Below are 24,504 nucleotides of genomic sequence, written 5' to 3' on the forward strand. Positions count from 1 at the left end.
TGTTAGCTATGATCATGGGAACTCACTCCGTTGCCGCCGCGAGGTAGCGCGTATGATTTCGTGTATATCAGCCATATCAGTTTTTCTCTTCCTTCTTCACCACGTCGATACCCAGTTCAGCCAGTGCTGCCGGGTTCGCGATGCTCGGCGCTTCGGTCATCAGACACGCCGCAGCGGTGGTTTTCGGGAAGGCAATTACGTCACGAATATTATCGGTGCCGGTCAGCAGCATGGTCAAACGGTCCAGACCGAATGCCAGACCCGCGTGCGGCGGCGTACCGTATTTCAGTGCGTCGAGCAGGAAGCCAAACTTCTCACGCTGTTCCTGTTCATTGATGCCCAGAATGCCAAACACGGTCTGCTGCATTTCACCGCTGTGAATACGCACGGAACCACCACCGACTTCGTAGCCGTTGATCACCATATCGTAGGCATTCGCCACCGCGTCTTCCGGCGCCGCTTTCAGTTCTGCAGCCGTCATGTCTTTCGGTGAGGTGAACGGGTGGTGCATCGCGGTCAGGCCGCCTTCGCCGTCGTCTTCAAACATCGGGAAGTCGATGACCCACAGCGGCGCCCATTTCGTTTCGTCAGTCAGACCCAGGTCTTTACCCAGTTTCAGACGCAGCGCGCCCAGCGCGTCGGCCACCACTTTCTTGTTGTCCGCGCCGAAGAAAATCATATCGCCGTCCTGCGCGCCAGTGCGCTCAAGGATGGCTTCCACGATTTCCGCATTGAGGAATTTCGCCACCGGGCTGTTGATACCTTCCAGACCTTTCGCTCGCTCGGTGACTTTAATATAAGCCAGACCTTTCGCACCGTAGATCTTAATGAAGTTACCGTAGTCGTCGATCTGCTTACGACTTAAGCTCGCTCCGCCTGGTACACGCAGCGCAGCAACGCGACCTTTCGGATCGTTCGCTGGGCCAGAGAACACGGCAAACTCCACGGCCTTCAGCAGGTCGGCAACGTCCACCAGTTCCATCGGGTTACGCAGGTCCGGTTTGTCAGAACCGTAACGACGCTCGGCTTCAGCAAAAGTCATGACCGGGAAGTCACCCAGTTCCACACCTTTCACCTCATTCCACAGGTTACGCACCAGCGCTTCCATCACTTCACGTACCTGTTCGGCGGTCATGAAGGAGGTTTCCACATCGATCTGGGTAAATTCAGGCTGACGGTCAGCACGCAGGTCTTCGTCGCGGAAGCATTTGACGATCTGGTAGTAACGGTCAAAGCCGGACATCATCAGCAGTTGTTTAAACAGCTGCGGTGACTGCGGCAGCGCGTAAAATTTGCCTTTGTGCACACGCGAAGGAACCAGATAGTCACGCGCGCCTTCCGGCGTGGCTTTGGTCAGCATCGGGGTTTCGATATCGAGGAAACCGTGGTCGTCCATAAAGCGACGTACCAGGCTTGTGATCTTCGCGCGGGTTTTCAGGCGTTGCGCCATTTCCGGGCGACGCAGATCCAGATAACGGTATTTCAGACGCGCTTCTTCGGTGTTCACGTGGTTAGAGTCAAGCGGCAGTGATTCTGCACGGTTGATGATCGTCAGCGAAGAGGCCAGCACTTCGATTTCGCCAGTCGCCATTTCGCTGTTAACGTTTTTCTCGTCACGCGCACGCACGGTGCCCGTCACCTGGATGCAGAACTCATTACGCAGTTCAGAGGCCAGCTTTAACGCGTCCGCACGATCCGGATCGAAAAACACCTGCACGATACCTTCGCGATCGCGCATGTCGATGAAGATCAGACTACCAAGATCACGACGACGGTTGACCCAACCACACAGAGTCACCTGCTGCCCCACGTGGGACAGACGCAACTGTCCGCAATATTCTGTACGCATGAGATATCCCTTAATTAGCCGCAGGCGGATTGTCGCCTGTCTTGCAGGCCACGATGTCGCAGCTTTAACTGTATGTCACAACTGAATGAAAAAAGGCGGCTATTATACTGGAAATTCCGCCGCACGATAAGCCCGGTACTGACTGTACGCCTGTTTCCTGGACGGGCATTGCGTATTCTCACAAAAAATAACAAAAATTGTCGCTCGTTACACACCCAATCGCGATTAAGGTGTAATGGAATTTCGATTCTTGACGGGAGTTATCATGTTACAACTGAACGCAAAAACGACCGCCCTGGTCATTATCGACCTGCAGGAAGGGATCCTGCCCTTCGCCGGCGGCCCTCATTCTGCCAATGACGTGGTGGCGCGCGCTGCCCGACTGGCACAGACGTTTCGTGCTAACGGCTCCCCGGTGGTAATGGTCCGCGTGGGCTGGTCTGATGATTACGCCGAAGCGCTCAAACAACCCGTAGATGCACAGGCACCGGCCCATGCGCTGCCGGAAAACTGGTGGACCTATCCGCCTGCGCTGGGCAAAGACGACAGCGATCTGGAAGTCACCAAGCGCCAGTGGGGCGCATTCTATGGCACGGATCTTGAGCTTCAGTTACGCCGCCGCGGTATCGACACCATCATACTGTGCGGGATTTCGACCAATATCGGCGTCGAGTCCACCGCGCGTAACGCCTGGGAGCTGGGTTTTAGCCTGGTGATTGCCGAAGACGCCTGTAGCGCCGCCAGCGCCGACCAGCATCAGAACAGCCTGACGCACATTTTCCCTCGTATTGCGCGAGTGCGCAGCACAGAAGAGATCGTCAACGCCTTATGATCTACATTGGCCTGCCGCAATGGTCGCACCCAAAATGGGTGCGTCTTGGCATCACCGGTCTTGAAGAGTACGCCCGCCACTTTAACTGTGTGGAAGGCAACACCACGCTGTATGCGTTGCCAAAAGCGGAGATTGTGGCACGCTGGTACGCACAAACGACGGATGCATTTCGTTTCTGTTTTAAATTCCCGGCGACCATTTCCCATCAGGCGGCCCTGCGCAATTGCGATGATCTGCTGCACGAATTCCTGACCCGAATGTCGCCGCTGGAAAGCCGCATCGGTCAGTACTGGCTGCAATTGCCCGCCACCTTTGGCCCACGCGATCTCCCTGCGCTCTGGCATTTTCTCGATGCCCTGCCACAGATGTTTACCTACGGCGTCGAAGTCCGTCATCCTGAATTTTTCGCTAAAGGCGACGCTGAACAGCAGTTCAATAGCGGATTGCATCGGCGCGGAGTGAATCGGGTTATCCTCGACAGTCGTCCAGTACACGCGACCCATGTGCATAATGAAGCCATCCGCGACGCCCAGCGCAAGAAGCCGAAACTGCCGGTACATGCAGTAGTGACCGCGAACCATCCACTGGTGCGCTTTATCGGCAGCGATGATATGCGACAAAACCGGGCGTTCTTTGCCGACTGGCTAAAAAAATTACCGCTCTGGGAACAGACCACCACACCGTATCTCTTTTTGCATACCCCGGATATCGCGCAGGCTCCGGAACTGGTCGATACCCTGTGGCAGGACTTGCGAGATGTTTTACCGGATATCGGAACTGCTCCGTCCATTCCACAGCAATCTTCTCTTTTCTGAAATTGCCACCTATCATAGACAGTGCCATCAGCCATTTTAAAGGGAGTTTGTATGGTAAGCGCGCTGTATGCCGTTTTGGGTGCGTTGTTGTTGATGAAGTTTTCTTTTGACGTTGTCCGCCTGCGGATGCAATACCGCGTTGCCTATGGTGACGGCGGCTTCAGTGAACTCCAGACAGCCATCCGCATTCATGGTAATGCGGTGGAATATATTCCCGTCGCGTTAGTGCTGCTGCTGTTTATGGAAATGAACGGCGCAGAAACCTGGATGGTGCATATTTGCGGCATTATTCTGCTCGTGGGTCGGCTGATGCATTATTACGGTTTCCATCACCGTCTGTTCCGCTGGCGTCGCTCCGGCATGAGCGCCACCTGGTGTGCATTGTTACTGATGGTGCTGGCGAACCTTTGGTATATGCCGTGGGAGTTGGTTTTCTCCCTGCATTAGCGCACAATACGCCACTTTATTTTTCCCGGATTTTTACGTTATGTCTCACCGCGACACGCTTTTTTCTGCGCCCATCGCCAGCCTGGGCGACTGGACCTTCGATGAACGGGTAGCCGAAGTCTTCCCGGATATGATCCAGCGTTCTGTTCCCGGCTATTCCAATATTATTTCGATGATTGGCATGCTTGCCGAGCGCTTTGTGCAGCCGGATACGCAGGTCTACGATCTGGGTTGTTCGCTGGGTGCGGCGACGCTCTCGGTGCGTCGCAATATCCATCATGAAAACTGCAAAATTATCGCCGTTGATAACTCCCCGGCGATGATCGAACGCTGCCGCCGTCATATCGATGCTTACAAGGCACCCACGCCAGTTGAGGTTGTGGAAGGCGACATCCGCGCCATCACCATTGAGAACGCCTCAATGGTGGTACTGAATTTTACCCTGCAATTCCTTGAGCCGCCGGAGCGCCAGGCGTTGTTGGATAAGATTTATCAGGGGCTGAATCCGGGCGGCGCGCTGGTGCTGTCGGAAAAATTCAGCTTCGAAGATGCGAAAGTGGGCGAACTGCTGTTCAACATGCACCACGACTTCAAGCGAGCCAACGGCTACAGCGAACTGGAAATCAGCCAGAAGCGCAGCATGCTGGAAAACGTGATGCTGACCGATTCAGTTGAAACCCATAAAGCCCGCCTGCGTCAGGCCGGTTTTGAGCACAGCGAACTGTGGTTCCAGTGCTTTAACTTTGGCTCACTGGTGGCATTGAAAGCTGAGGCAAGCGCATGATCGACTTTGGTAACTTCTATCAGCTGATTGCCAAAAATCATCTTGCCCACTGGCTGGAAACGCTGCCCGCGCAGATTGCCGCCTGGCAGCGCGATCAGCACGGTCTGTTTAAGCAGTGGTCAAACGCGGTGGAATTTCTGCCGGAACTGACGCCGTACCGTCTGGATTTATTACACAGCGTGACGGCGGAAAGTGAAGCGCCGCTGAGCCCGGGGCAGATCAAGCGTATCGACACCCTGATGCGAAATCTGATGCCATGGCGTAAAGGGCCATACTCGCTGTATGGCGTGAACATTGATACTGAATGGCGTTCTGACTGGAAATGGGATCGCGTACTGCCGCATCTGTCGGATCTGACCGGTCGCACGATTCTGGATGTGGGTTGCGGCAGCGGCTACCATATGTGGCGCATGATTGGCGCGGGTGCACATCTGGCTGTTGGTATTGACCCGACGCAACTGTTCCTGTGCCAGTTTGAAGCGGTGCGAAAGCTGCTGGGGAACGATCAGCGTGCGCATCTGCTGCCGCTGGGTATAGAACAACTGCCGGCGCTGAATGCGTTTGATACCGTCTTTTCGATGGGCGTGCTTTACCATCGCCGCTCCCCGCTGGAGCATCTCTGGCAGTTGAAAGATCAACTGCTGAAAGACGGCGAACTGGTGCTGGAAACGCTGGTGGTGGAAGGCGATGAAAATACTGTGCTGGTGCCGGGCGATCGCTACGCGCAGATGCGCAACGTCTATTTCATCCCTTCCGCGCTGGCGCTGAAAAACTGGCTGGAAAAATGTGGCTTCGTTGATGTTCGCATCGCGGATGTCTGCGTGACGACGACCGAAGAGCAGCGCCGTACCGAATGGATGGTCACCGAATCGCTGGCCGATTTCCTCGATCCGAACGATCACAGCAAAACGGTCGAAGGCTACCCCGCCCCATTACGTGCCGTATTAATTGCGCGTAAGCCGTGATGTCATGGGTCGTAAGCCGGATAAGCGAAGCGCCTCCGGCCTATGGTTTCATTCATCAGCGAAATTTAGCGTAAAAAAAGGCCCCTGTTGAATGGGCAGGGGCCTGGTACGAGCAAGCATCATATTGGGCGACATGATGCAACGGTAAAATCATTTGGCCTGATGGCGAACAATGATTCCTTTCATTTCAGCAACCGACTTGCCGTCTACCGCATAGCGGGAATATTCATCCGCTTGCTTATCTGTCGACATTGACAGACCCTGATTGCGATAGCGCATAGGTGAAACCAGCAAGGTTCCGGCGGAACTGTGTACTTCCCGTACTCCGGCATCCAGGAAACGCGGCAGATTTTCTGCGCGAACCCCCGCTCCGGCCATAATGATTGGAGCACCGGGGTGAGCAATAAGTTCAATAATATTTGCTAAACCTTGCACTGCATCGGATTTCTGCCCCGACGTCAGCACTCTGGCGACACCCAGTTCCGCAAGATTATGTAGTGCATTTAACGGATTAGCACACATATCGAACGCGCGGTGAAAGGTCACAGCCAGAGGACCTGCCGCGTCCATAATCTGCCGCATACGTGGCATGTCGACATGACCGTCAGGATCAAGAATGCCTGTCACCAGTCCGGGAAACCCCAGTTCACGCACGGTCCGTACATCGTCCAGCATCGCCGCGAACTCACCGTCGGTATAACAAAAATCTCCACCGCGCGGCCGAATGATCGGATGTACCGGAATCGTCACCGCCTGACGAACCGAGCGCAGCACGCCCAGTGATGGCGTTAAGCCCCCTTCTTTTGGCGCGGCGCACAGTTCAATGCGGTCCGCACCGTTTTGCTGCGCCGTAAGCGCGCACTCCATGCTGTAACAACAGATTTCCAGCAATGTCATATTCACTCCTGTTGCTGTTCGCTAGCGACGATTGCCTCAATCGACCACGGGTGGAATTTGACGGTGACCTTCCCGTCAGTGACCGCCAGCGTCGGGTTCGGCAGACGTTCGTGTTCCCCTTTCGGTGAACTGGTTTTCACAAAAATGCCCGGCTGGCTCAGTCCGTCATCCGAAAGCAGCGCTAATGCGCGGGCATTCAGGGTTTCAGGAGCGCCAGGCAGGACAATCTCAATGTGTTCCCATCCTTCATGAGGATACCGCTTTTCCCCGGGCCACGGCAGTTCCACAATGCTCAAGCGCCAGTGCGCGACGCACACCGGCTCATGCAGTTTGAACAGACAAATTGGTCGCCCGTTGATGGTATTTTCCGACAGCAGCTCGCCGCATTGTTCAAATCCTCGACGCCAGCGTTCAGCAGTGGCGTTCTGATGACAACGCAGAGAAATGTGATCGGCCTCAAGCGGTGCAACATCCAGACCGAGGCGAGTGGAAAGTTCTGTGAACGCCTGAGTGAATCGCGGTAAATCTGCGGAAATATCATGCAGTTCGTCAATGGTCTGCCAGTTCGCCATAATAAGAGCTCTTATCGGTGTTCAAAGCCGCTAATTTACTCCGTTGACCTCTCGCAACCAACCGTAGATTGCAGGATTTGCGGTATGCATGCTTATGCACTCCTTTAACGCTTATTTTCTGTACGCGCTTACGGCTGCGCAGTGCTGACGCAGGGGGGCATTTGCAGTATACTCCCGCCCTTAATTCTTAAACTGGTGCGGTAAACATCAACCCGCTTCATCAACGTAAGGTATTCCGGTGAATATTCAGGCTCTTCTCTCAGAAAAAGTCAGTCAGGCCATGATTGCTGCAGGCGCGCCTGCAGATTGCGAACCGCAGGTTCGTCAGTCAGCAAAAGTACAGTTCGGCGACTATCAGGCCAATGGCATGATGGCAGTTGCTAAAAAACTGGGTATGGCTCCACGACAACTGGCTGAGCAGGTGCTGACTCATCTGGATCTGAACGGTATCGCCAGCAAAGTTGAAATCGCGGGCCCTGGCTTTATCAATATCTTCCTCGACCCGGCATTCCTGGCGGAACATGTGGAACAGGCGTTGACCTCCGATCGTCTCGGCGTGACTAAACCGGCGAAGCAGACGGTGGTTGTCGATTACTCCGCGCCAAACGTGGCGAAAGAGATGCACGTCGGCCACCTGCGCTCCACCATTATCGGTGACGCCGCCGTGCGTACCCTTGAGTTCCTCGGCCACCACGTTATTCGCGCCAACCACGTCGGCGACTGGGGCACTCAGTTCGGCATGCTGATCGCGTATCTGGAAAAACAGCAGCAGGAAAACGCCGGTGAAATGGCGCTGGCGGATCTCGAAGGTTTCTATCGTGAAGCCAAAAAACATTACGACGAAGATGAAGCCTTCGCCGAGCGCGCCCGTAGCTACGTGGTAAAACTGCAGGGTGGCGACGAATACTTCCTGCAGATGTGGCGCAAACTGGTCGACATCACCATGTCCCAGAATCAGATCACCTATGACCGTTTGAATGTAACCCTGACCCGCGACGATGTGATGGGCGAAAGCCTGTACAACCCGATGCTGCCGGGGATCGTGGCCGATCTGAAAGCCAAGGGTCTGGCCGTCGAAAGCGAAGGCGCCACCGTCGTATTCCTTGATGAGTATAAAAACAAGGAAGGCGAACCGATGGGGGTCATCATTCAGAAGAAAGATGGCGGCTATTTGTACACTACCACCGATATTGCCTGCGCCAAGTACCGTTATGAAACATTGCATGCCGATCGCGTGCTCTATTACATCGACTCCCGTCAGCACCAGCACCTGATGCAAGCGTGGACCATCGTGCGTAAAGCCGGTTACGTGCCGGACGCCGTGCCGCTGGAACATCACATGTTCGGCATGATGCTGGGCAAAGACGGTAAGCCATTCAAAACGCGAGCAGGCGGTACGGTGAAACTGGCAGACCTGCTGGACGAAGCGCTGGAACGCGCCCGTCGTCTGGTGAGCGAGAAGAACCCGGACATGCCGGCAGACGAACTGGAAAAACTGGCCAACGCCGTCGGGATTGGCGCGGTGAAATACGCCGATTTGTCCAAAAACCGCACCACCGACTACATATTCGACTGGGATAACATGCTGGCCTTCGAAGGCAATACCGCGCCTTACATGCAGTATGCCTACACCCGTGTGCTGTCGGTATTCCGTAAATCCGGTCTGGATGAAAATGATCTGGCGAACGCGAAGGTACAGCTCAGCGAAGATCGCGAAGCGCAACTGGCTGCCCGTCTGCTGCAGTTTGAAGAAACGCTGACCGTTGTTGCGCGTGAAGGGACGCCGCACGTAATGTGTGCCTACCTGTATGACGTCGCCGGTCTGTTCTCAGGCTTCTACGAACACTGCCCAATCCTGAGTGCAGAAAACGAAGAAGTTCGTAACAGCCGCCTGAAACTGGCGCTGCTGACGGCGAAAACGTTGAAGCTCGGTCTGGATACTCTGGGTATCGAAACCGTAGAACGCATGTAAGCGATAAACAGAACCCGGCAAATGCCGGGTTTTGTTTTTTCAGGCTATCAGAAATACTTCCGCAAATACTCCGTCAGACACAGCATCGCCATCGCCTGGCCATAGGGCATGGAAGTCAGCGGAATCGCCCGGTAGAAGTCGAGATCGTGGCCCATGCCCGTACCGAAAGACGTTTGCAGCAACTCCCCTTGCGGTGAAATGTTCCGCACAATTCCACGAATCGCTTTTTCCGCCACCTCGGCATAGTCCGCACTGACATAACGCTTGCGCACCGCTTTTAAAATTCCGTAGGCAAATCCTGCGGTAGCGGAGGCTTCCAGGTAGGAGTGCGGATCGTCAAGCAGCGTGTGCCACAACCCGCTTTCATCCTGACAGTTCGCCAGCGCAGCAATCTGCGCATTTAGCACCTGTACCAGATAGCGGCGCACGGCGTTATTTTCTGGCAGGTCCACCAGTTCGAGGAAGTCCGGGATCACAATGGTCAGCCAGCTATTGCCGCGTGCCCAACGGGCACTGGCAAAGTTATGATGCCCGTCGTAATTCCAGCCGTGGAACCACAGGCCGGTCTCCCGGTCCATCAGATTCTGTACGTGCAGCAAAAACTGATAGGTCGCCTCTTCCACATATTCAGGACGCTTAAGCAACTTACCGATTTTCGCCAGTGGCAGCACCGTCATCATCAGGGTGTCATCCCACATTTGCTGATGGTTCTCTTCCGCCAGCGTGATGTGCTGCATACCGCCGTGATCGGTGCGCGGCATCTCATACATCGCCCATTCCGCCCATGCGTCAAGCCACGGCAGATAAGCGGGATTACGCGTCTCCTCGTAGCGATACGCCAGAGTCAGAAATGGTGCCATCGTGTTGACGTTTTTGGTGGTGGTCCCTTCGGCAAAACGGTCAGCAAACCAGTTGTCGATGATGTCGCGTATCGTTTCGTCGCCGGTCTGCTGGTAGTACTGATACATCCCGTACAGCCCGACGCCGTGCGTCCATTCCCATCCTGCCCAGCCTTTGGTGTCTATCACACGTCCGTCGTCCAGGCGCAGCAGAAATTGACCCGTCTCGTCCTTAATGTTCACCAGATTGGTCGTCACCGTCTGAATTAACGCTTTCAGCGCTTCCCGTGAGATAAACCGTTCCGGCTGACGCAGTAACGAGCTATGTTTGACAGGCCAAACCTTCATATCTTTACCCTCTGTGATAAGTCGAATTCCATATCGCAGCCTGCTTCAGTGAAGGAGCCGCGGGTTTATTACGATTCAGGTAACCAATATTGTTGTTACCCCAAAGTGATTCATACGGCAGCCCGGCAAGCATCTCGACGGTGGCGCGTGCCTGTGGGGTAATACTTTCCGGCATTGTGCGACCGGATTCGCGCATTTTCACCGTCTCTTCACGCAGCGTGCTGTGGGTCTGCAAATTCAGTTTAAAGCGCAGGGAGACCAGGAAGCCGCAGGCCAGCACCAGCAGCGTACCGCAACTGAGAATCAACAGAATGGTATGGCTGACCGCTTCAGGCTGCGTGCTCTGCCCTGAAACAAAGCCCGACATTTGCATGACAATCCCAACCAGCATCACCGCCCCTGCCTGCGACGCTTTACGCGTCAGGGTCATGATCCCGGCGAAGATCCCTTCGCGGCGCTGACCGGTAATGACTTCATCGACATCCGCAATGTAAGTGTAAGTGTTCCACGGAACGTAGTTGATACCGCCACGGCCCAGCCCCGCCACCGCAGAAACCAGCAGCAACAGAGAGTAGATGTCGCTCAATCCCGCGTAGTAAAGCACCGCGTAAGAGAGCGAGCTCAGACCGAACAACACCACGACCATTCGATAGGACGGCGCGGGCCCAAAACGGATGCACAACGGGATCATGGCAATAACCGCAATGAACTGGAAAATCGCCATCGTACCGAGCAAATTCGACGCCATTGACGCTTCCTGCATCAGGACAAACACCACATAGTAGGTAAAGACGGCGTTGAACACGTCCTGCGCGATGTAACCGCCGAGATACATCCCCAGATGTTGACGGAAAATCTTAATCCGCAGTGTGGAACTCAACTCTACGAACAGGCGGTTCATGCTCTGGCTGAACGTCAGGCTCTTTTTCTCTTCTTCCGCCCGCAGCGCCGCTTCCGTCCACTCTTCACGCGGGCGTTCCCAGGTAAAGAACCAGACAAAAGTCAGCATCAGTGCGCACAGCACTGAGAACACCAGGCTTGCATAAAAGAAGGAGATGGGGTTGTCCTTGCCGAAGGCGGTTAACAAAATGCCGGGCAGGAAAGAGGCCAGAATGGCGGACATTTGCGCCATTCCGATACGCGCGCCGGAAAACTTGGTTTTCTGTTTGAAATCATCGGTCATCTCCGGCACCAGCGTTTCGTAAGGCACCAGAATCATGGTATAGACGATATCAAACAGCAGATAGGTCAGCAGGTAATACCAGAATCCCATGTCCCCTACCCACATCAGTGAATAGCTGAATACACATGGGATCCCCAGCAAGATAAAGAATTTACGCCGACCAAAGCGTTTACCGAGCCAGGTGGAACCGAAGTTATCGGTCAAAAAGCCCATCAGCGGACTGACGACAGCATCAAGCACCCTTGCAGCCGCAAAGATGAAGGTCGCTTCGATAGGAGAAAGCCCGCAGAACGTCGTATAGAAATAGAGCAGCCAGGCTGCCGTGAGCGCCGTGGTGCCTGCTCCCAGAAAATCGCCTGAACCATAGGCGAAATAATTCACCAATCCAATTTTACGTGTTTTCATTGCCGTTAACCCTGCAAATGGTTGGGGGACTCCCGGCCGTTTGGCTGCGCCAAAGGAGTTCTTACACGGCTACAGTAAGAGCTTACAAAGTGGGATACCTTTTCGTTTTTGCCACCGGTGAGAGTGAAATGGCAAAAACGCAAAGAGACCGGCAACGCGTGTCACCGATTTATAAAACAGCGTTTCTTTTCAATCAAAAGGCAAGGTCAAAAATGAGAGTCAGGCAGCAGTTTAGCGTACTGCCTGATGAGGAGAATAACCGTTAACGATAGTTCACAATCACCTGATTGCTCTGAACTTTTAATGCGGGAATTAAGCGACCACCGCCGGGGACTTCCCAGATGAAACGCAGGGGTTCAACGGCAGGCACGTTGTTAAATGCCTGCGTGGTGCCGCTCTGCCCTTCTATCTCTACACAGCGTGATTGTGAACATAAGCGCACGCGTAAACCGGCAGGCGTCGGGCCATTCAGTTCATATCGCCAGGCGACCAGCGTCATCAGACCGGAGACGGGCTGGCTGGATGAAAGCGGCGACGACGAGGCCGCCACGCCGCGATGATTCAGGGTTATGCCGATACTACTGGCCTGCCACGCCCCTTCCCCGGCAGCCTGTACCACCAGCGGGAAAAGTAACAGCCAAAGCAGTTTGCGCATTATTTACCTCCAATGGTTGCCGTCATGCGGATGTTACGGTTATCGGACAGCTCCATGTTCGACAGCACCACCAGTTGCGGCAGGCTGCGGCGCAGGAAGCGCGACAGCAGAGGACGCAACGCATGGTTAACCAGCAGCACCGGCGGCGCACCCAGCATTTCCTGGCGGGACAGCGCCTCCTGAGTTTGCGCCAATAGTCGATCGGCGAGGCCCGGCTCCAGTCCCCCACCGCCCTGGAGTGCCTGCAATAGCAGACGTTCGAGCGCGGTGTCGAGACCAATCACGTTAACTTCATGATTACCCGGGAACCACTGCTGGGTGATCGCGCGCCCCAGCGCCACGCGAACCACCGCCGTGAGTTCATGCGGATCGCTCTGCAATGGCGCATGTTCCGCCAGCGTTTCCAGAATGGTGCGCATATCGCGAATCGGCACTTTTTCATCCAGCAGATTCTGCAACACTTTATGCAGCGTGGTCAGGGTCACCACACCCGGCACTAAATCTTCGGTCAGCTTCGGCATCTCCTGCGACACGCGATCCAGCAGTTGCTGCGCCTCCTGGCGACCGAACAGTTCAGCCGCATACTGACCAATCAGATGGTTCAGATGGGTTGCGACGACGGTACTGGCCTCCACCACGGTAAAGCCCTGAATCTGCGCCTGCTCTTTTAAGGCACTTTCAATCCAGATAGCGTCCAGACCAAAGGCCGGATCCACTGTCTGTTCGCCGGGTAATGTCCCAGCCGCCGTGCCTGGGTTTATCGCCAGCCAGCGTCCCGGATAGGCGTCGCCGCTGCCAATCTCCACCCCTTTCATCAGGATGCGGTAATGCGCAGGTTGCAGATCCATGTTGTCGCGGATGTGCACCACCGGCGGCAGAAAGCCCATGTCCTGGGCAAACTTTTTACGGATACTGCGGATACGCCCCAGCAGTTCACCGTCCTGCTGAAAATCGACCATCGGGATCAGGCGATAGCCCACTTCCATGCCGAGTGAGTCTTCCAGTTGCACATCGTTCCAGGTGGCTTCCACCACTGAGTTGTTTTCCGCAACTTTAGTCGGTTGTGGCTCGACAGGCGCCTTCTGCTCACGTCCCCGGATCCACCAGGCCAGTCCCAGCAGCGCGGCGGTAAACATCAGGAACACCAGGTTTGGCATGCCCGGCACCAGGCCCAGCAGACCCAGAACCGCGGCGCTCAGCAACATCACGCTCGGATTACTGAACAGTTGCCCGACCATCTGCTCGCCGACGTCCTGATCGGTACTGACGCGGGTGACGATGACGCCCGCCGCGGTTGAAATCACCAGCGCGGGGATCTGCGCCACCAGACCATCACCGATGGTCAACAGGGTATAGCTTTCCGCAGCATGCCCCATGCTCATCCCATGTTGCAGCACCCCCACCAGCAGACCGCCCACAACGTTAATCACCATAATCAGAATACCGGCGATGGCGTCGCCACGAACGAACTTACTCGCACCGTCCATTGAGCCATAGAAGTCGGCTTCCTGAGTCACTTCAGAACGACGCTTTTTCGCCTCATCTTCACCGATAAGGCCGGCATTAAGGTCGGCGTCAATCGCCATCTGTTTACCCGGCATCCCGTCAAGAACGAAGCGCGCACCCACTTCAGCGATACGCCCGGCACCTTTGGTGATAACCATAAAGTTGATGATGACGAGAATAACAAACACCACGATGCCGATAGCAAAGTTACCGCCGACCAGGAAGTGGCCGAACGCTTCAACGACCTTGCCCGCCGCCGCCGCGCCAGTGTGCCCTTCCATCAAAATAATACGAGTGGAAGCCACGTTCAGCGCCAGACGCAGCAGCGTAGTGAACAGCAGAATGGTCGGAAACGCGGCAAACTCCAACGTGCGCTGGGTGAACATCGCCACCAGCAGCACCATAATCGACAGTGCGATGTTAAAGGTAAACAGCAGGTCAAGGATGAACGCCGGCAACGGCAGGACCATCATCGACAGGATCAGCAGAATGAGGATTGGCCCGGCAAGGATCTGCCACTGCGTGGTTTTCATGTTGTTGGGCAGGCGCAGCATCGCAACCAGATTAGCCATCGGTAGTCTTCTCGTTCATAAAATCCAGGGCTTCAGGCACTGGAAGATTTGCAGGTTGTGGTGGACGTTCCCCACCGGCGAGCCGCCAGCGTTTAAGCTGCCACACCCAGGCCAGCACTTCCGCGACGGCGGCGTACAGTTGTCCGGGGATCTGCTGACCAATCTCAGCATGGCGATAAAGCGCACGCGCCAGCGGCGGCGCTTCAAGGGTGGGAATTTTGTTCTCGGCACCGATCTCGCGAATGCGCAGGGCCACAAGTCCGGCCCCTTTCGCCACGACTTTCGGCGCGCTCATCTTATTTTCGTCGTATTGCAGCGCCACCGAATAGTGAGTCGGGTTGGTGACGATGACATCGGCATTAGGGACATCACTCATCATGCGTCGACTCGCCGCCTGGCGCTGCATCTGCCGGATACGCCCCTTCACATGAGGGTCGCCTTCATTCTGTTTAAATTCGTCACGGATATCCTGGCGTGACATGCGTAATTTTTTCAAATGGCTCATGATCTGGAAAATCACGTCGAATCCGACCATCGGGATCACCCCCAGCACCACCAGCAGCGCGCACAGCCCAACGAGATCCAGCGCATTGCCCATCGCCGCGCGCGGTGACTCCGCCATCAGGCGCATCATCTCCGGCCAGTTATGCCACAGATACATCGCCGTCACGCTGCCCACCAGTGTGGATTTCAGAATGGCTTTCAACAATTCCGCCCCGGTCTGCGCGGAAAACATGCGTTTGATGCCTGGCAGCGGATTGAGCTTGGAAAATTTGGGTTGCAGTGATTTACCGCTGAAGACCAGACCGCCAAGCAGAACCGGCGAGATCAGCGCCACCAGCACCACGCCGGTAATCAGCGGCAGCAGCGCGATCATCGCTTCTTTAATCAGCAGAATAATTTGCCCGAGGATCAGATTAGGATCATTGACCATGCTGTGGTCAAAACGCAGTCCTGCCGACAACATGCCCGATAACCGTCTGGCCAACGACTCACCGCCAATCCAGATAATGCAGACGCCCACCAGCAAAATCAGCAGTGAGGTCAGTTCTCTGGAACGGGGGATCTGCCCCTCTTCCCGCGCTTTCTCAAGTCGGTGGGGTGTGGGGGCTTCTGTTTTGTCGTCGTTGTCGTTTTCGTCTGCCACGGCCCGCATCTGTGATGATTTACAATAGGGCTCATTGTGCCCTTCCCCGCGCGAAGCAATGCGGAGAACAAAGGGGTGATTCCCCGCTTTTTTGACTGTTACCCCTCTCAGCAGAGTATTTTCAGAATTTATTTAGTCTTAATCTGGAATCTATCTTTTGACGCTGAGGACAACATAATGATTGACAAACCCTCAAAGAGAAAAATAAAAACTCAAAAAGACACATGACACTAACAATACAAAACAAATAAAAAACACAGGTTAACACATTCATTTCTACAAATAAAAAATACATCAACACATTAAATTCAGTGTTTTTATTTTATAACCCCATCTTACTTAACCCACTTTATATATAGACATTATAAATATAAAAAACACATTTCATCGCGCAATCAAAAGGATTATTTTAAGTAACCTAAAACCATTAAACGATGGCAGAGTCAACAAACAAGCCCACTGTGTTGCTTAATAACAAAGTGACGGGATATGAACGTTAACATATGGAGATTGCGATGCGTTTAACACCACTATTAATAGCAGCTTCGCTATTATCACTCGCCTCTATGGGGAGTAGGGCAGATGAGAACAATGCAGGTACTATCCACTTCACCGGTGAAATTGTTGATCCAAGTTGTACTATAACGGGCGATAGCGGAAAAGACAGTACCGTATATCTTGGTTCTTTCGCGCCCAGCTTTTTTACCGGTAACGGTGGTAAATCCGACGATGCCGCATTTACCATTACGTTGGCTGGCTGCCCAGTGGCAACCACAGGATTAGATCGTATTCAGTTAACATTTAAAGGCATCACCATCGTCGGACACGATGACCTTCTGGCACTTACGGCCGGCGGTGCCACTGGCGTCGGCATCTCTGTTAGCACTGAAGCAGCACCAACAACAAACCTCAACCTGACCGGCGCGGATGGCCAGGTGTATATTCCACTGCAAGCAACATCAGCCGATATATCCCAAAATTTCGTCGCCCGCTATGAATCCTATGATGCGACGCCCATCACACCCGGAAATGCGTATGCAGATATGACAGTCAATATTTTGTATCGCTAAGTCGCCTCTTTAATTATCAGATGATAGCCTGCCCCGTGGCAGGTTATCTTCGCTATGCGTTGAGAAAATAAAATGAAGGCACCGTTGTTACTTATTCTATTAACGACATCCAGTTCCCTCTTTTCCCTGGGAAGTAGTGCAGAAGGCATTCAACTGGGCCGTACACGCGTGGTATATGACGCCAATAAAAAAGAGGCAGCCCTCCCACTTATCAATACGGAAAAAGAATTGCCCTGGCTTGTTCAGTCATGGGTTATGAATGCAGATAATAAAACACGGGCACCTTTTATTATCACACCACCACTGTTTCGTTTAGACCCGAAGTCCGGACAAAGCCTGCGAGTCATGCGCAGTGAAATGATTACCACAACAGACAGAGAATCACTTTACTATCTGATTGTCAGAATGATTCCTGCCCGTGACCGTAAGGATGAACAGTCTAACGCTCTCCACCTTATCTACAGGACGCAAATTAAGTTGTTCTACCGCCCTTCGGGTCTGAGCGGGACGCCAGAAGAGGCGTGTCAAAACCTTCGGTATAGCCAATCAGGCAATCAACTACGAATCGAGAATAGCAGTGCGTTTTACAGCGTTTTTGATTCTGTACTTGTAGGAAACACACAGCTAAGGACAGCAGATATGGTTGCCCCTAAAAGCAGTGTCTCACTGACATTCGATGCCAAAACGGCAGCGCAGAGTGTTTCATGGCGCTGCATCAACGACTATGGCGGAACGACCGAAAAATTTACCACGTCGTTGAAACCATGAATAACCGCGCTCAGCCACTAAGCCATTCCTCCAGCCGCGCTTTTGCCCCCTTATTGCACGGGCTGAGTGGTTTATTGTTCTTGAGTAGTTCTGTTCTCTATGCCCGCGATTTTTATTTTCAACCCAACTCCCTTGAAGGTGGCGAAAACACACCACAGACGACCAACCTGGCGATTTTCGACAACCCGAAGGCTCAGCTCGCAGGTAGCTATCCTTCACACATTCTGCTCAACGACAGAAAAATCCGGGAAAAAACGCTGGCTTATGTCAACGCCGAAGACGGAAGCCTGGTTCCCCTGCTTACCCCGAAAATGCTGCGCGAATGGGGAATCAAGGTGGACGACTACCCCATACTGGCATCCGAGCCTGCCGATAAGCCCCTGAAACACGATCTGGGAACTTATATTCCTGCTGCAAGTGCTGTTTTTGATTTTAAATTACAGAATCTGCATCTCAGCATCCCCCAGATTGCGGTTCAGAAAGTGAATGCGAACGCTGTCGATCCCTCACGCTGGGATGCGGGCGTTCCGGTGCTGTTTGCTGATTACGCGTTTAGCGGTCAGGATAATCTCGCACACACTCAGGGACAGCACAGTAATCAATATTTGAATCTTCGCAGCGGCGCGAATCTGGGGGAATGGCGTCTGCGCAACTATGGCACCTGGTCAAATGCCGCTGATAATCAGGGCTGGCAGAATATTGCCACGTGGATACAACACGATGTGCAAACGTTAAAAGCGCAGTTTGTCGCCGGTCAGAGCAGCACGCGTGGAGAAGTCTTCGATAGCCTGCAGTTCAATGGTATTAACATCGCCTCTGATGACGAGATGCTGCCAAACAGCGAAAGAGGCTATGCACCGACGCTCCGCGGAACGGCCTATTCCAATGCCGTGGTGACCGTCAAACAAAATGGCTACACCATTTATCAACAAAACGTCGCCCCTGGAGCTTTCGAAATCAACGATCTGGCAGCCTCCACCAACAGTGGCGATCTGGAACTTAGCGTACAGGAAGCGGATGGCTCGGTGCGTACCACCATCCAGCCTTTTTCCAGCATTGCGCTAATGCAGCGCCCTTCTCGCCTGCGTTTTGAAGCCACTGCAGGCCGCTATCGGGCAGACAATGGCAGCAACGACAAAGAACCCGAATTTGCTCAGGGCAGTGTCATTTATGGAATCAATAATACATTCACGGCGATCGGCGGTTTAACTACCGCACAAGACTATAACGCTGTCAACGCGGGAATGGGCGTTAGCCTCGGCAACTGGGGGGCGATCTCCGCGGATGTCACAGCTGCACGAAGCGTTCTGGATTCAGGTAACATCAGCAGCGGGCAGTCATGGCGAGTCCTGTACACAGGGGATTTCAACCCAACCAATACGCACTTTTCCCTTTCAGGCTACCGATACTCAAGTGAAGGTTATTACAGTTTTGCGGAAGCCAATCAACACCAGACGAAAGATTCATCAGATGAAACGCGGGATCATAAACGTAATCGGCTGCAACTCAATATCAGCCAACCCGTGGGCGCCGGAAATATTTATATCAACGGCTATCAGCAAAATTATTGGAATAATAGCCGTCGTGATAGCTCCCTTTCTGCAGGTGCAAGTTACAGCCTGATGGGCATCAGCTACAACGTCTCTCTCACCTGGAACACGACCAGCAATAGCGAGGACGATCGTTCGCTTTATTTAGGGTTAACGATTCCCCTAAGCCACTGGCTACCTGATAGCTGGGCAACCTACAGCCTTAACAATAATCAGCACGGTGCAACCACGCAAAACGTAGGGCTGAACGGTTCGCTACTGGCCGATAACCGCCTGAGCTATTCGCTTCAGCAAAGCCACAGTAATCAGAATCCTCAGGACAGCAGCAGCGTATATAGCACCTGGTATGCCCAATACGGCAGGCTCAATGCCGGTTATTACACGGCGTCAGATGGCTCGCGCCAGCTCAGCTACGGTGCGAATGGCGCACTGGTCGCGCATCCTCGTGGCATTACGCTATCGCAACCCCTCGGTAGCCAGTTCGCGATAGTCGATGCCGACGGCGCAGCCGGAGTCAGTTTTCAGAATCAACGTGGGATCCATACTGATATGTTTGGCAATGCCATCATTCCTTCCATTTCGGCTTATCAAGAAAATCACATCAACATTGATACCACTACGCTGCCAGATGATGTCGACAGCAGTAATACCTCATCAACAGTGGTCCCTTCGCGAAACGCCGCCGTCGTGGCGCATTTCAGTGCTCGTCGGGGTTATCGCGCGCTGGTTACGCTGGTGCAATCATCAGGACAACCGCTGCCCTTTGGTACGATGGTGACCTCAGAAGATGGTCTGCTCAATGGCATTGCCGATGATCAGGGCGTGGTCTATCTCGCCGGACTCAGCGGTACCGTCACGCTCAAGGCAAAATGGGGAAATCAGGAGCGGCAAAGGTGTATCGCAACGATTACAACCAGTGAAGAGATTCCCCAGAATACGGATGCCGCCGACATCAAGCGCATGACGGCGGCTTGCAAGCAAGGAGGATAAATGAAGCAATTTCGATGGGCCTGGCTTTTCACCCCACATCGTCTGCACGTACTGATTTTGTTGAGCGGGCTACTTCCCGTATTGCAGGCATTCGGTGCAACCACCTATCTGAGTGGTTGCTTCCCCACCAAGGGCAGAGTCGATGTCCCGCTCAATTACGACCTGAGCGCGGAGGATAACTACGCCGGGAATAGAATCCAGCCAACAATAAGCTTTGTATTTCCCTCGGATCCGCATGCAGCGCAGTGCAGTTCGTGCCCTGGGGTGACAGGTACAACCACCGAGAAGATCTACAGTTACCGTACCACGCCACTACCTACCGGCCGAACGGCTAAATATGGCAAGCTCACTAACAACTTAGATATCCAGATATCAGCCTTCTCCGATACCGTCTCGGGAGGAGGTACCGCTTATCTCCTCGAAACCTATCCCAATCAGTCGCCCACAACCAGTCTGTTCGAAGGCGATAATAGCGAAGCGACGCAGTCACTTTGCGCAAACAGTCCTGTAGCCGGCAATCCTAAGCGTTTATTCAACTGGAACAAGATAAGTCTCTCGTTGTATATCGTTAACCCGATATTCGGCATAGAAACCATTCCGAATCAGCTACTGATGTCCACCAGCGTATGCATCTTTTACGGCTCGGGGTCGTGTAACTTCAGCAAAGCCAGTGTCGCGTCGGAAATGTACATCTCTGGCGCTATTAACGCACCGCTCAGTTGTACGATAAACGCAGGGAGTACGATCAATGTCGATTTTGAAACCCTGGCCAGTTCTAATTTTACTGCACCTGGAGCCGTTCCTTCAGGATTCACGCTGCGTGATGTAGATATCAAATTCCACTGCGACAGTACCGCTGTTAGTAATAGCGACAAAATAAAGCTGACCCTATCCGCCGATCAGGGCGTTAACGATACAGGCACAGGACTCATTGCTAAAATGATAGGACGAGACGACATTGGCGTAAGAATGTATGACAGCAATGATAATGGCATACCGCTGGATGGTAGTGCGGACTTCCCCATTGTGTTAGATGGCAACGGCGATGGTCATATCCAGATGACCGCCGCACCGGTTGCCACAACCAGTAATAAACCCGATGCTGGCCATTTTGAAGGCAACGTCACGGTAAAAATGGATATCCGTTAACTGCAAAGTGAACAATGGCCCCGACGGGCCATTCAGACTGCTGACAAAGAAGGAAAAAGCGTGTTTTCTCCTTCTTTGTAGTAAGCAGATGAAAATCAATGAATTGATTTTCCTTATTTTTTACTGGGCGATATCTGCTCGCCCAGTATCAACAGGAGATTTGTCATCACTCTCAATGGCCCTTGAGGGCCATTGTTCTCAAAAGCCTAAACTATCCAGCAGGTCGTCCACCTGGTCCTGGCTGGCGACAACGCCCGCTTTGGTCGCATCGACCTGCGGACCATTCAGCAGGCTTTCACTTTCGCGTTTGGGTCGAGAACTCTGCTCTGGAATATTTTCCAGTAGTACCATCAGCAGCTGACGTTCAATCTCCTGAATCACATCCATCATGCGTTTAATCACCTGACCGGTCAGATCCTGGAAGTCCTGCGCCATCATGATGTCAAGCAACTGTGCGTTGGTGAAACTGGTATGCCCGGGCACATCGCCGAGGTATTTTCGAGTGTCTGTCACCAGCTCGCGGGCGTCAGAGAGCTCAATCGGGTTTTCAAACCACTCGTCCCAACGCTTGCTCAGCGCCTTCGCCCCTTTCTCCATCTCGTCCTGATGCGGCTGAGATGCCTCAACGCTGTTCAGGGCGCGCTCAGCCGCCTGCGCGGTCATCTGTACTACATAGTCCAGACGGTCACGGGCATCAGGAATGGCTTCTGCCGCTTCGGCAATCGCCTGGTCCAGTCCCAGTTCGCGCAGACTGTCACGCAGCATACGGGTCAGGCTACCAATGCGGGCAATGATATCCCCGGCAGAATGTTCATCTACGGGTTTAATCTGTGGTTGCATCATGGTCAGCCCCTTACATGCCCAGTTTCTCAAAGATTTTATTGAGTTTTTCTTCCAGCGTCGCCGCGGTGAACGGTTTCACTACGTAGCCGCTGGCCCCGGCCTGCGCCGCGGCAATGATGTTCTCTTTCTTCGCCTCTGCCGTGACCATCAGCACCGGCAGTGAGGACATTCCGCTGTCCGCGCGAATGGTTTTCAGCAACTCGAGACCGTCGATGTTCGGCATGTTCCAGTCGGAAATGACAAAACCAAACCCACCTGCCTGCAGTTTATTCAACGCATCCGCGCCATCTTCGGCTTCTTCCACGTTGTTAAATCCCAACTCCTTAAGCAGGTTACGCACGATGCGACGCATGGTGGAAAAGTCATCCACAACCAAAAACTTAAGCTCTTTATCCGCCATAAAAAATTACTCCTGATTCAAATACGTATTGCCTGTCCGGCACTGATTTTCGCCAGCATCTGCTGGCTAACCTGACTAAGATCGACCACTTCGCTGACGCCACCCATATTGATGGCTTCGCGCGGCATGCCGAACACCACACAACTTGCTTCATTTTGCGCAATCGTCCAGGCGCCCGCCTGGTGCATCGCTAACATTCCGGCGGCACCGTCGTTGCCCATTCCCGTCAGGATCACCCCGACGGCATTGCGCCCCGCATGAATCGCTACCGAATGAAACAGCACATCCACCGACGGCCGGTGCCGGTTAACCGGCGGACCGTCATGAATTTTGATTTGATAGTTTGCCCCGCTGCGTGCCAGTTCCATGTGTTTATCGCCCGGCGCAATGTAGGCATGACCTGGCAGAACACGCTCGCCGTCCTCCGCCTCTTTCACGGTTATCTGACACAGCTTGTTCAGACGTTCAGCAAACGAGCGGGTAAAACCGGGCGGCATATGCTGCGTAATAATGACCGCCGGACTGGAGAGCGGCAGCGGTTGCAGCACATGGCGAATCGCCTCGGTGCCGCCCGTCGAGGCGCCAATCGCAATCAGTTTTTCCGAACTGAGCAGCGGCCCCGCCTTTAAGGTGACCGGCGCCGCAAGCGGTTTATGGGCTGTCAGACGTGCGCGTGACGCCGTGCGCACTTTCTCCGCAATCATCTCGCTGTAGGCCAGCATCCCTTCGCGGATCCCCAACTGCGGCTTGGTGACAAAATCGATCGCCCCCAGTTCCAGCGCCCGCAGCGTCACTTCCGAGCCTTTCCCCGTCAGCGACGACACCATCACCACCGGCATCGGACGCAGTCGCATCAGCTTTTCAAGAAAATCGAGGCCGTCCATCCGCGGCATTTCGACGTCCAGCGTCAGCACGTCAGGGTTATATTTCTTGATCAAATCCCGGGCGACGAGCGGATCGGGTGCGGTTGCCACCATCTCCATGTCGCTATAGCTGTTAATAATTTCGGTCATGATTTGACGCATCAATGCAGAATCATCGACCGACAACACCCTGATTTTACTCATGCTTTACCCTTACTTAGCGCATAAACCGTTTGCCCGCGCAGGCTAAAGTCGCGCACGAGGTTACTAAAGTTCTCTGAATGCCCGGCAAACAGCAGACCATCAGGCTTAAGAAGAGGGACAAAACGGCGCAGAATGTCCTGCTGCGTCGTTTTATCGAAATAGATCATCACATTGCGGCAGAAAATGGCGTCGAACGGTCCCGGCACGTTGTACTGCTTATCGAGCAGGTTAATCACGGAAAACTCGACGTGGCTTGCCAGTTCCTGACGTACACGCACCAGCCCATCATGAGGACCGGTTCCGCGCATGAAATAACGCTGGAGCTGCTGCGGCGACAGGGTCTTCAGTTCGTCCAGGCGATAGATCCCGCTACGGGCCTTTTCCAGCACTTCGGTATCAATATCGCTGGCGAACACCTTCCAGCGCCCTGGCGCCATGCCCAGCGTATCGGCCAACGTAATGGCGATACTGTACGGCTCTTCACCGGTCGATGCCGCGGCGCTCCAGACCCGGTATTCGCCGCTGTGACGACGCGCGCTTTCCGCCAGTACCGGGAAATGGTGCCCTTCGCGGAAAAAAGCGGTCAGGTTAGTGGTCAACGAGTTGATAAAAGCCTGCCACTCTGCGCTGCTTTGATTCGCTTCCAGCACGCTGAGATAGTGACCAAAATCATCCATTCCCAGCGTACGCAGACGACGGACCAGGCGGTTGTAAACCATGTCCCGCTTGTGGTCCGCCAGCACGATCCCCGCACGCTGGTAGATTAATTGACATATCCGACGAAAGTGCGCGTCGGACAGCGCAAGGCGCTGGGTCATCTGTAACAATAATGACGTTTGCCCGTTGGGCAGAGATGATGTCATAGCGCCTTCTCAATCA

22 protein-coding genes are annotated in these 24,504 nt (G+C 53.9%); 10 read left to right on the top strand and 12 right to left on the bottom strand.

The genetic code is table 11. The annotated features are described in order from the left end of the window. Nucleotides 1-76 precede the first annotated feature (76 nt). Entirely contained in the window at nucleotides 77-1,849 is a 1,773-nt protein-coding gene (gene aspS, locus AOY24_RS05725) for an aspartate--tRNA ligase (protein ID WP_044328622.1), read from the bottom strand. Between the two features lie 265 nt (nucleotides 1,850-2,114). On the opposite strand from aspS, the gene AOY24_RS05730 reads away from it, so the two are divergent. From AOY24_RS05730 to cmoB, 5 genes are read left to right on the top strand one after another with little or no spacing between them, the layout of a single operon-like run. Next, a complete protein-coding gene (locus AOY24_RS05730) occupies nucleotides 2,115-2,681 on the top strand; it encodes a hydrolase (protein WP_054176295.1) in 567 nt (188 codons plus the stop codon). Beyond that, on the top strand, nucleotides 2,678-3,496 hold the full coding sequence (locus tag AOY24_RS05735; protein ID WP_054176296.1) for a DUF72 domain-containing protein: 819 nt from the start codon (nucleotides 2,678-2,680) through the stop codon (nucleotides 3,494-3,496). The genes AOY24_RS05730 and AOY24_RS05735 overlap by 4 nt, the downstream gene beginning before the upstream one ends. A gap of 51 nt (nucleotides 3,497-3,547) precedes the next feature. After that, nucleotides 3,548-3,943 (top strand): MAPEG family protein, encoded by a 396-nt coding sequence (locus AOY24_RS05740; protein ID WP_042318401.1) that lies wholly within the window; start codon nucleotides 3,548-3,550, stop codon nucleotides 3,941-3,943. A 40-nt stretch (nucleotides 3,944-3,983) separates the two neighbouring features. Beyond that, the gene (cmoA, locus tag AOY24_RS05745) at nucleotides 3,984-4,727 is read left to right on the top strand and encodes a carboxy-S-adenosyl-L-methionine synthase CmoA (RefSeq protein WP_043000353.1); all 744 of its coding nucleotides are present in this window, start codon (nucleotides 3,984-3,986) and stop codon (nucleotides 4,725-4,727) included. Next, a complete protein-coding gene (gene cmoB, locus AOY24_RS05750; protein ID WP_044257625.1) occupies nucleotides 4,724-5,692 on the top strand; it encodes a tRNA 5-methoxyuridine(34)/uridine 5-oxyacetic acid(34) synthase CmoB in 969 nt (322 codons plus the stop codon). The genes cmoA and cmoB overlap by 4 nt, the downstream gene beginning before the upstream one ends. Nucleotides 5,693-5,842: 150 nt before the next feature. Here the strand turns inward: cmoB and cutC are convergent, their stop codons facing one another. After that, nucleotides 5,843-6,589, bottom strand: a complete 747-nt coding sequence (cutC, locus tag AOY24_RS05755; protein ID WP_043000351.1) for a copper homeostasis protein CutC — start codon at nucleotides 6,587-6,589, stop codon at nucleotides 5,843-5,845. A gap of 2 nt (nucleotides 6,590-6,591) precedes the next feature. Continuing rightward, nucleotides 6,592-7,161 carry a VOC family protein gene (locus AOY24_RS05760; RefSeq protein ID WP_044257624.1) on the bottom strand — a complete coding sequence of 190 codons (570 nt, stop codon included), beginning with the start codon at nucleotides 7,159-7,161 and terminating at the stop codon, nucleotides 6,592-6,594. 238 nt (nucleotides 7,162-7,399) lie between these two features. Here AOY24_RS05760 and argS point away from each other — a divergent pair, with 238 nt between their 5' ends. After that, nucleotides 7,400-9,133, top strand: a complete 1,734-nt coding sequence (gene argS, locus AOY24_RS05765; RefSeq protein WP_044257623.1) for an arginine--tRNA ligase — start codon at nucleotides 7,400-7,402, stop codon at nucleotides 9,131-9,133. A 47-nt stretch (nucleotides 9,134-9,180) separates the two neighbouring features. Here argS and AOY24_RS05770 read toward each other — a convergent pair whose 3' ends face one another. The 5 genes from AOY24_RS05770 to flhB all read right to left on the bottom strand — a co-directional run bounded on the left by AOY24_RS05770 (nucleotide 9,181) and on the right by flhB (nucleotide 15,788). After that, nucleotides 9,181-10,320, bottom strand: coding sequence for a glycoside hydrolase family 105 protein (locus AOY24_RS05770; protein WP_054176297.1), 1,140 nt, complete (start codon nucleotides 10,318-10,320; stop codon nucleotides 9,181-9,183). A 4-nt stretch (nucleotides 10,321-10,324) separates the two neighbouring features. Next, nucleotides 10,325-11,908: an MFS transporter gene (locus tag AOY24_RS05775; protein WP_043000347.1), complete on the bottom strand. Its 1,584-nt coding sequence runs from the start codon at nucleotides 11,906-11,908 to the stop codon at nucleotides 10,325-10,327. 262 nt (nucleotides 11,909-12,170) lie between these two features. After that, on the bottom strand, nucleotides 12,171-12,563 hold the full coding sequence (gene flhe / locus AOY24_RS05780; RefSeq protein ID WP_043000346.1) for a flagellar protein FlhE: 393 nt from the start codon (nucleotides 12,561-12,563) through the stop codon (nucleotides 12,171-12,173). Further along, nucleotides 12,563-14,641 carry a flagellar biosynthesis protein FlhA gene (gene flhA, locus AOY24_RS05785; protein ID WP_043000345.1) on the bottom strand — a complete coding sequence of 693 codons (2,079 nt, stop codon included), beginning with the start codon at nucleotides 14,639-14,641 and terminating at the stop codon, nucleotides 12,563-12,565. Before flhA ends, flhe begins: the two co-directional genes overlap by 1 nt. After that, the gene (gene flhB, locus AOY24_RS05790) at nucleotides 14,634-15,788 is read right to left on the bottom strand and encodes a flagellar biosynthesis protein FlhB (RefSeq protein WP_043000344.1); all 1,155 of its coding nucleotides are present in this window, start codon (nucleotides 15,786-15,788) and stop codon (nucleotides 14,634-14,636) included. The genes flhA and flhB overlap by 8 nt, the downstream gene beginning before the upstream one ends. Nucleotides 15,789-16,303: 515 nt before the next feature. On the opposite strand from flhB, the gene AOY24_RS05795 reads away from it, so the two are divergent. The 4 genes from AOY24_RS05795 (at nucleotide 16,304) to AOY24_RS05810 (ending at nucleotide 21,315) form a co-directional block, all read left to right on the top strand. Beyond that, the gene (locus AOY24_RS05795; RefSeq protein ID WP_044264788.1) at nucleotides 16,304-16,858 is read left to right on the top strand and encodes a fimbrial protein; all 555 of its coding nucleotides are present in this window, start codon (nucleotides 16,304-16,306) and stop codon (nucleotides 16,856-16,858) included. Between the two features lie 72 nt (nucleotides 16,859-16,930). Further along, nucleotides 16,931-17,626, top strand: coding sequence for a molecular chaperone (locus AOY24_RS05800; RefSeq protein WP_054176298.1), 696 nt, complete (start codon nucleotides 16,931-16,933; stop codon nucleotides 17,624-17,626). 80 nt (nucleotides 17,627-17,706) lie between these two features. Then, nucleotides 17,707-20,166 (top strand): fimbria/pilus outer membrane usher protein, encoded by a 2,460-nt coding sequence (locus tag AOY24_RS05805; protein WP_233630696.1) that lies wholly within the window; start codon nucleotides 17,707-17,709, stop codon nucleotides 20,164-20,166. Continuing rightward, the gene (locus AOY24_RS05810; RefSeq protein ID WP_054176300.1) at nucleotides 20,167-21,315 is read left to right on the top strand and encodes a fimbrial protein; all 1,149 of its coding nucleotides are present in this window, start codon (nucleotides 20,167-20,169) and stop codon (nucleotides 21,313-21,315) included. A gap of 198 nt (nucleotides 21,316-21,513) precedes the next feature. Here AOY24_RS05810 and cheZ read toward each other — a convergent pair whose 3' ends face one another. Genes cheZ through cheR form a run of 4 tightly spaced genes read right to left on the bottom strand, consistent with a single transcriptional unit; the run spans nucleotide 21,514 to nucleotide 24,488 of the window. Continuing rightward, nucleotides 21,514-22,158, bottom strand: a complete 645-nt coding sequence (gene cheZ, locus AOY24_RS05815; RefSeq protein ID WP_043000339.1) for a protein phosphatase CheZ — start codon at nucleotides 22,156-22,158, stop codon at nucleotides 21,514-21,516. Between the two features lie 10 nt (nucleotides 22,159-22,168). Then, nucleotides 22,169-22,558, bottom strand: coding sequence for a chemotaxis response regulator CheY (gene cheY, locus AOY24_RS05820; RefSeq protein ID WP_043000338.1), 390 nt, complete (start codon nucleotides 22,556-22,558; stop codon nucleotides 22,169-22,171). A gap of 17 nt (nucleotides 22,559-22,575) precedes the next feature. Then, complete coding sequence (locus AOY24_RS05825) at nucleotides 22,576-23,625, bottom strand: chemotaxis response regulator protein-glutamate methylesterase (RefSeq protein WP_043000337.1); 1,050 nt, start codon at nucleotides 23,623-23,625, stop codon at nucleotides 22,576-22,578. Continuing rightward, a complete protein-coding gene (gene cheR / locus AOY24_RS05830; RefSeq protein ID WP_043000336.1) occupies nucleotides 23,622-24,488 on the bottom strand; it encodes a protein-glutamate O-methyltransferase CheR in 867 nt (288 codons plus the stop codon). The genes AOY24_RS05825 and cheR overlap by 4 nt, the downstream gene beginning before the upstream one ends. Nucleotides 24,489-24,504: the final 16 nt, after the last annotated feature.

The sequence above is a fragment of the Citrobacter sp. CtB7.12 genome, assembly GCF_001297795.1.
Classification (GTDB): domain Bacteria; phylum Pseudomonadota; class Gammaproteobacteria; order Enterobacterales; family Enterobacteriaceae; genus Citrobacter_A; species Citrobacter_A amalonaticus.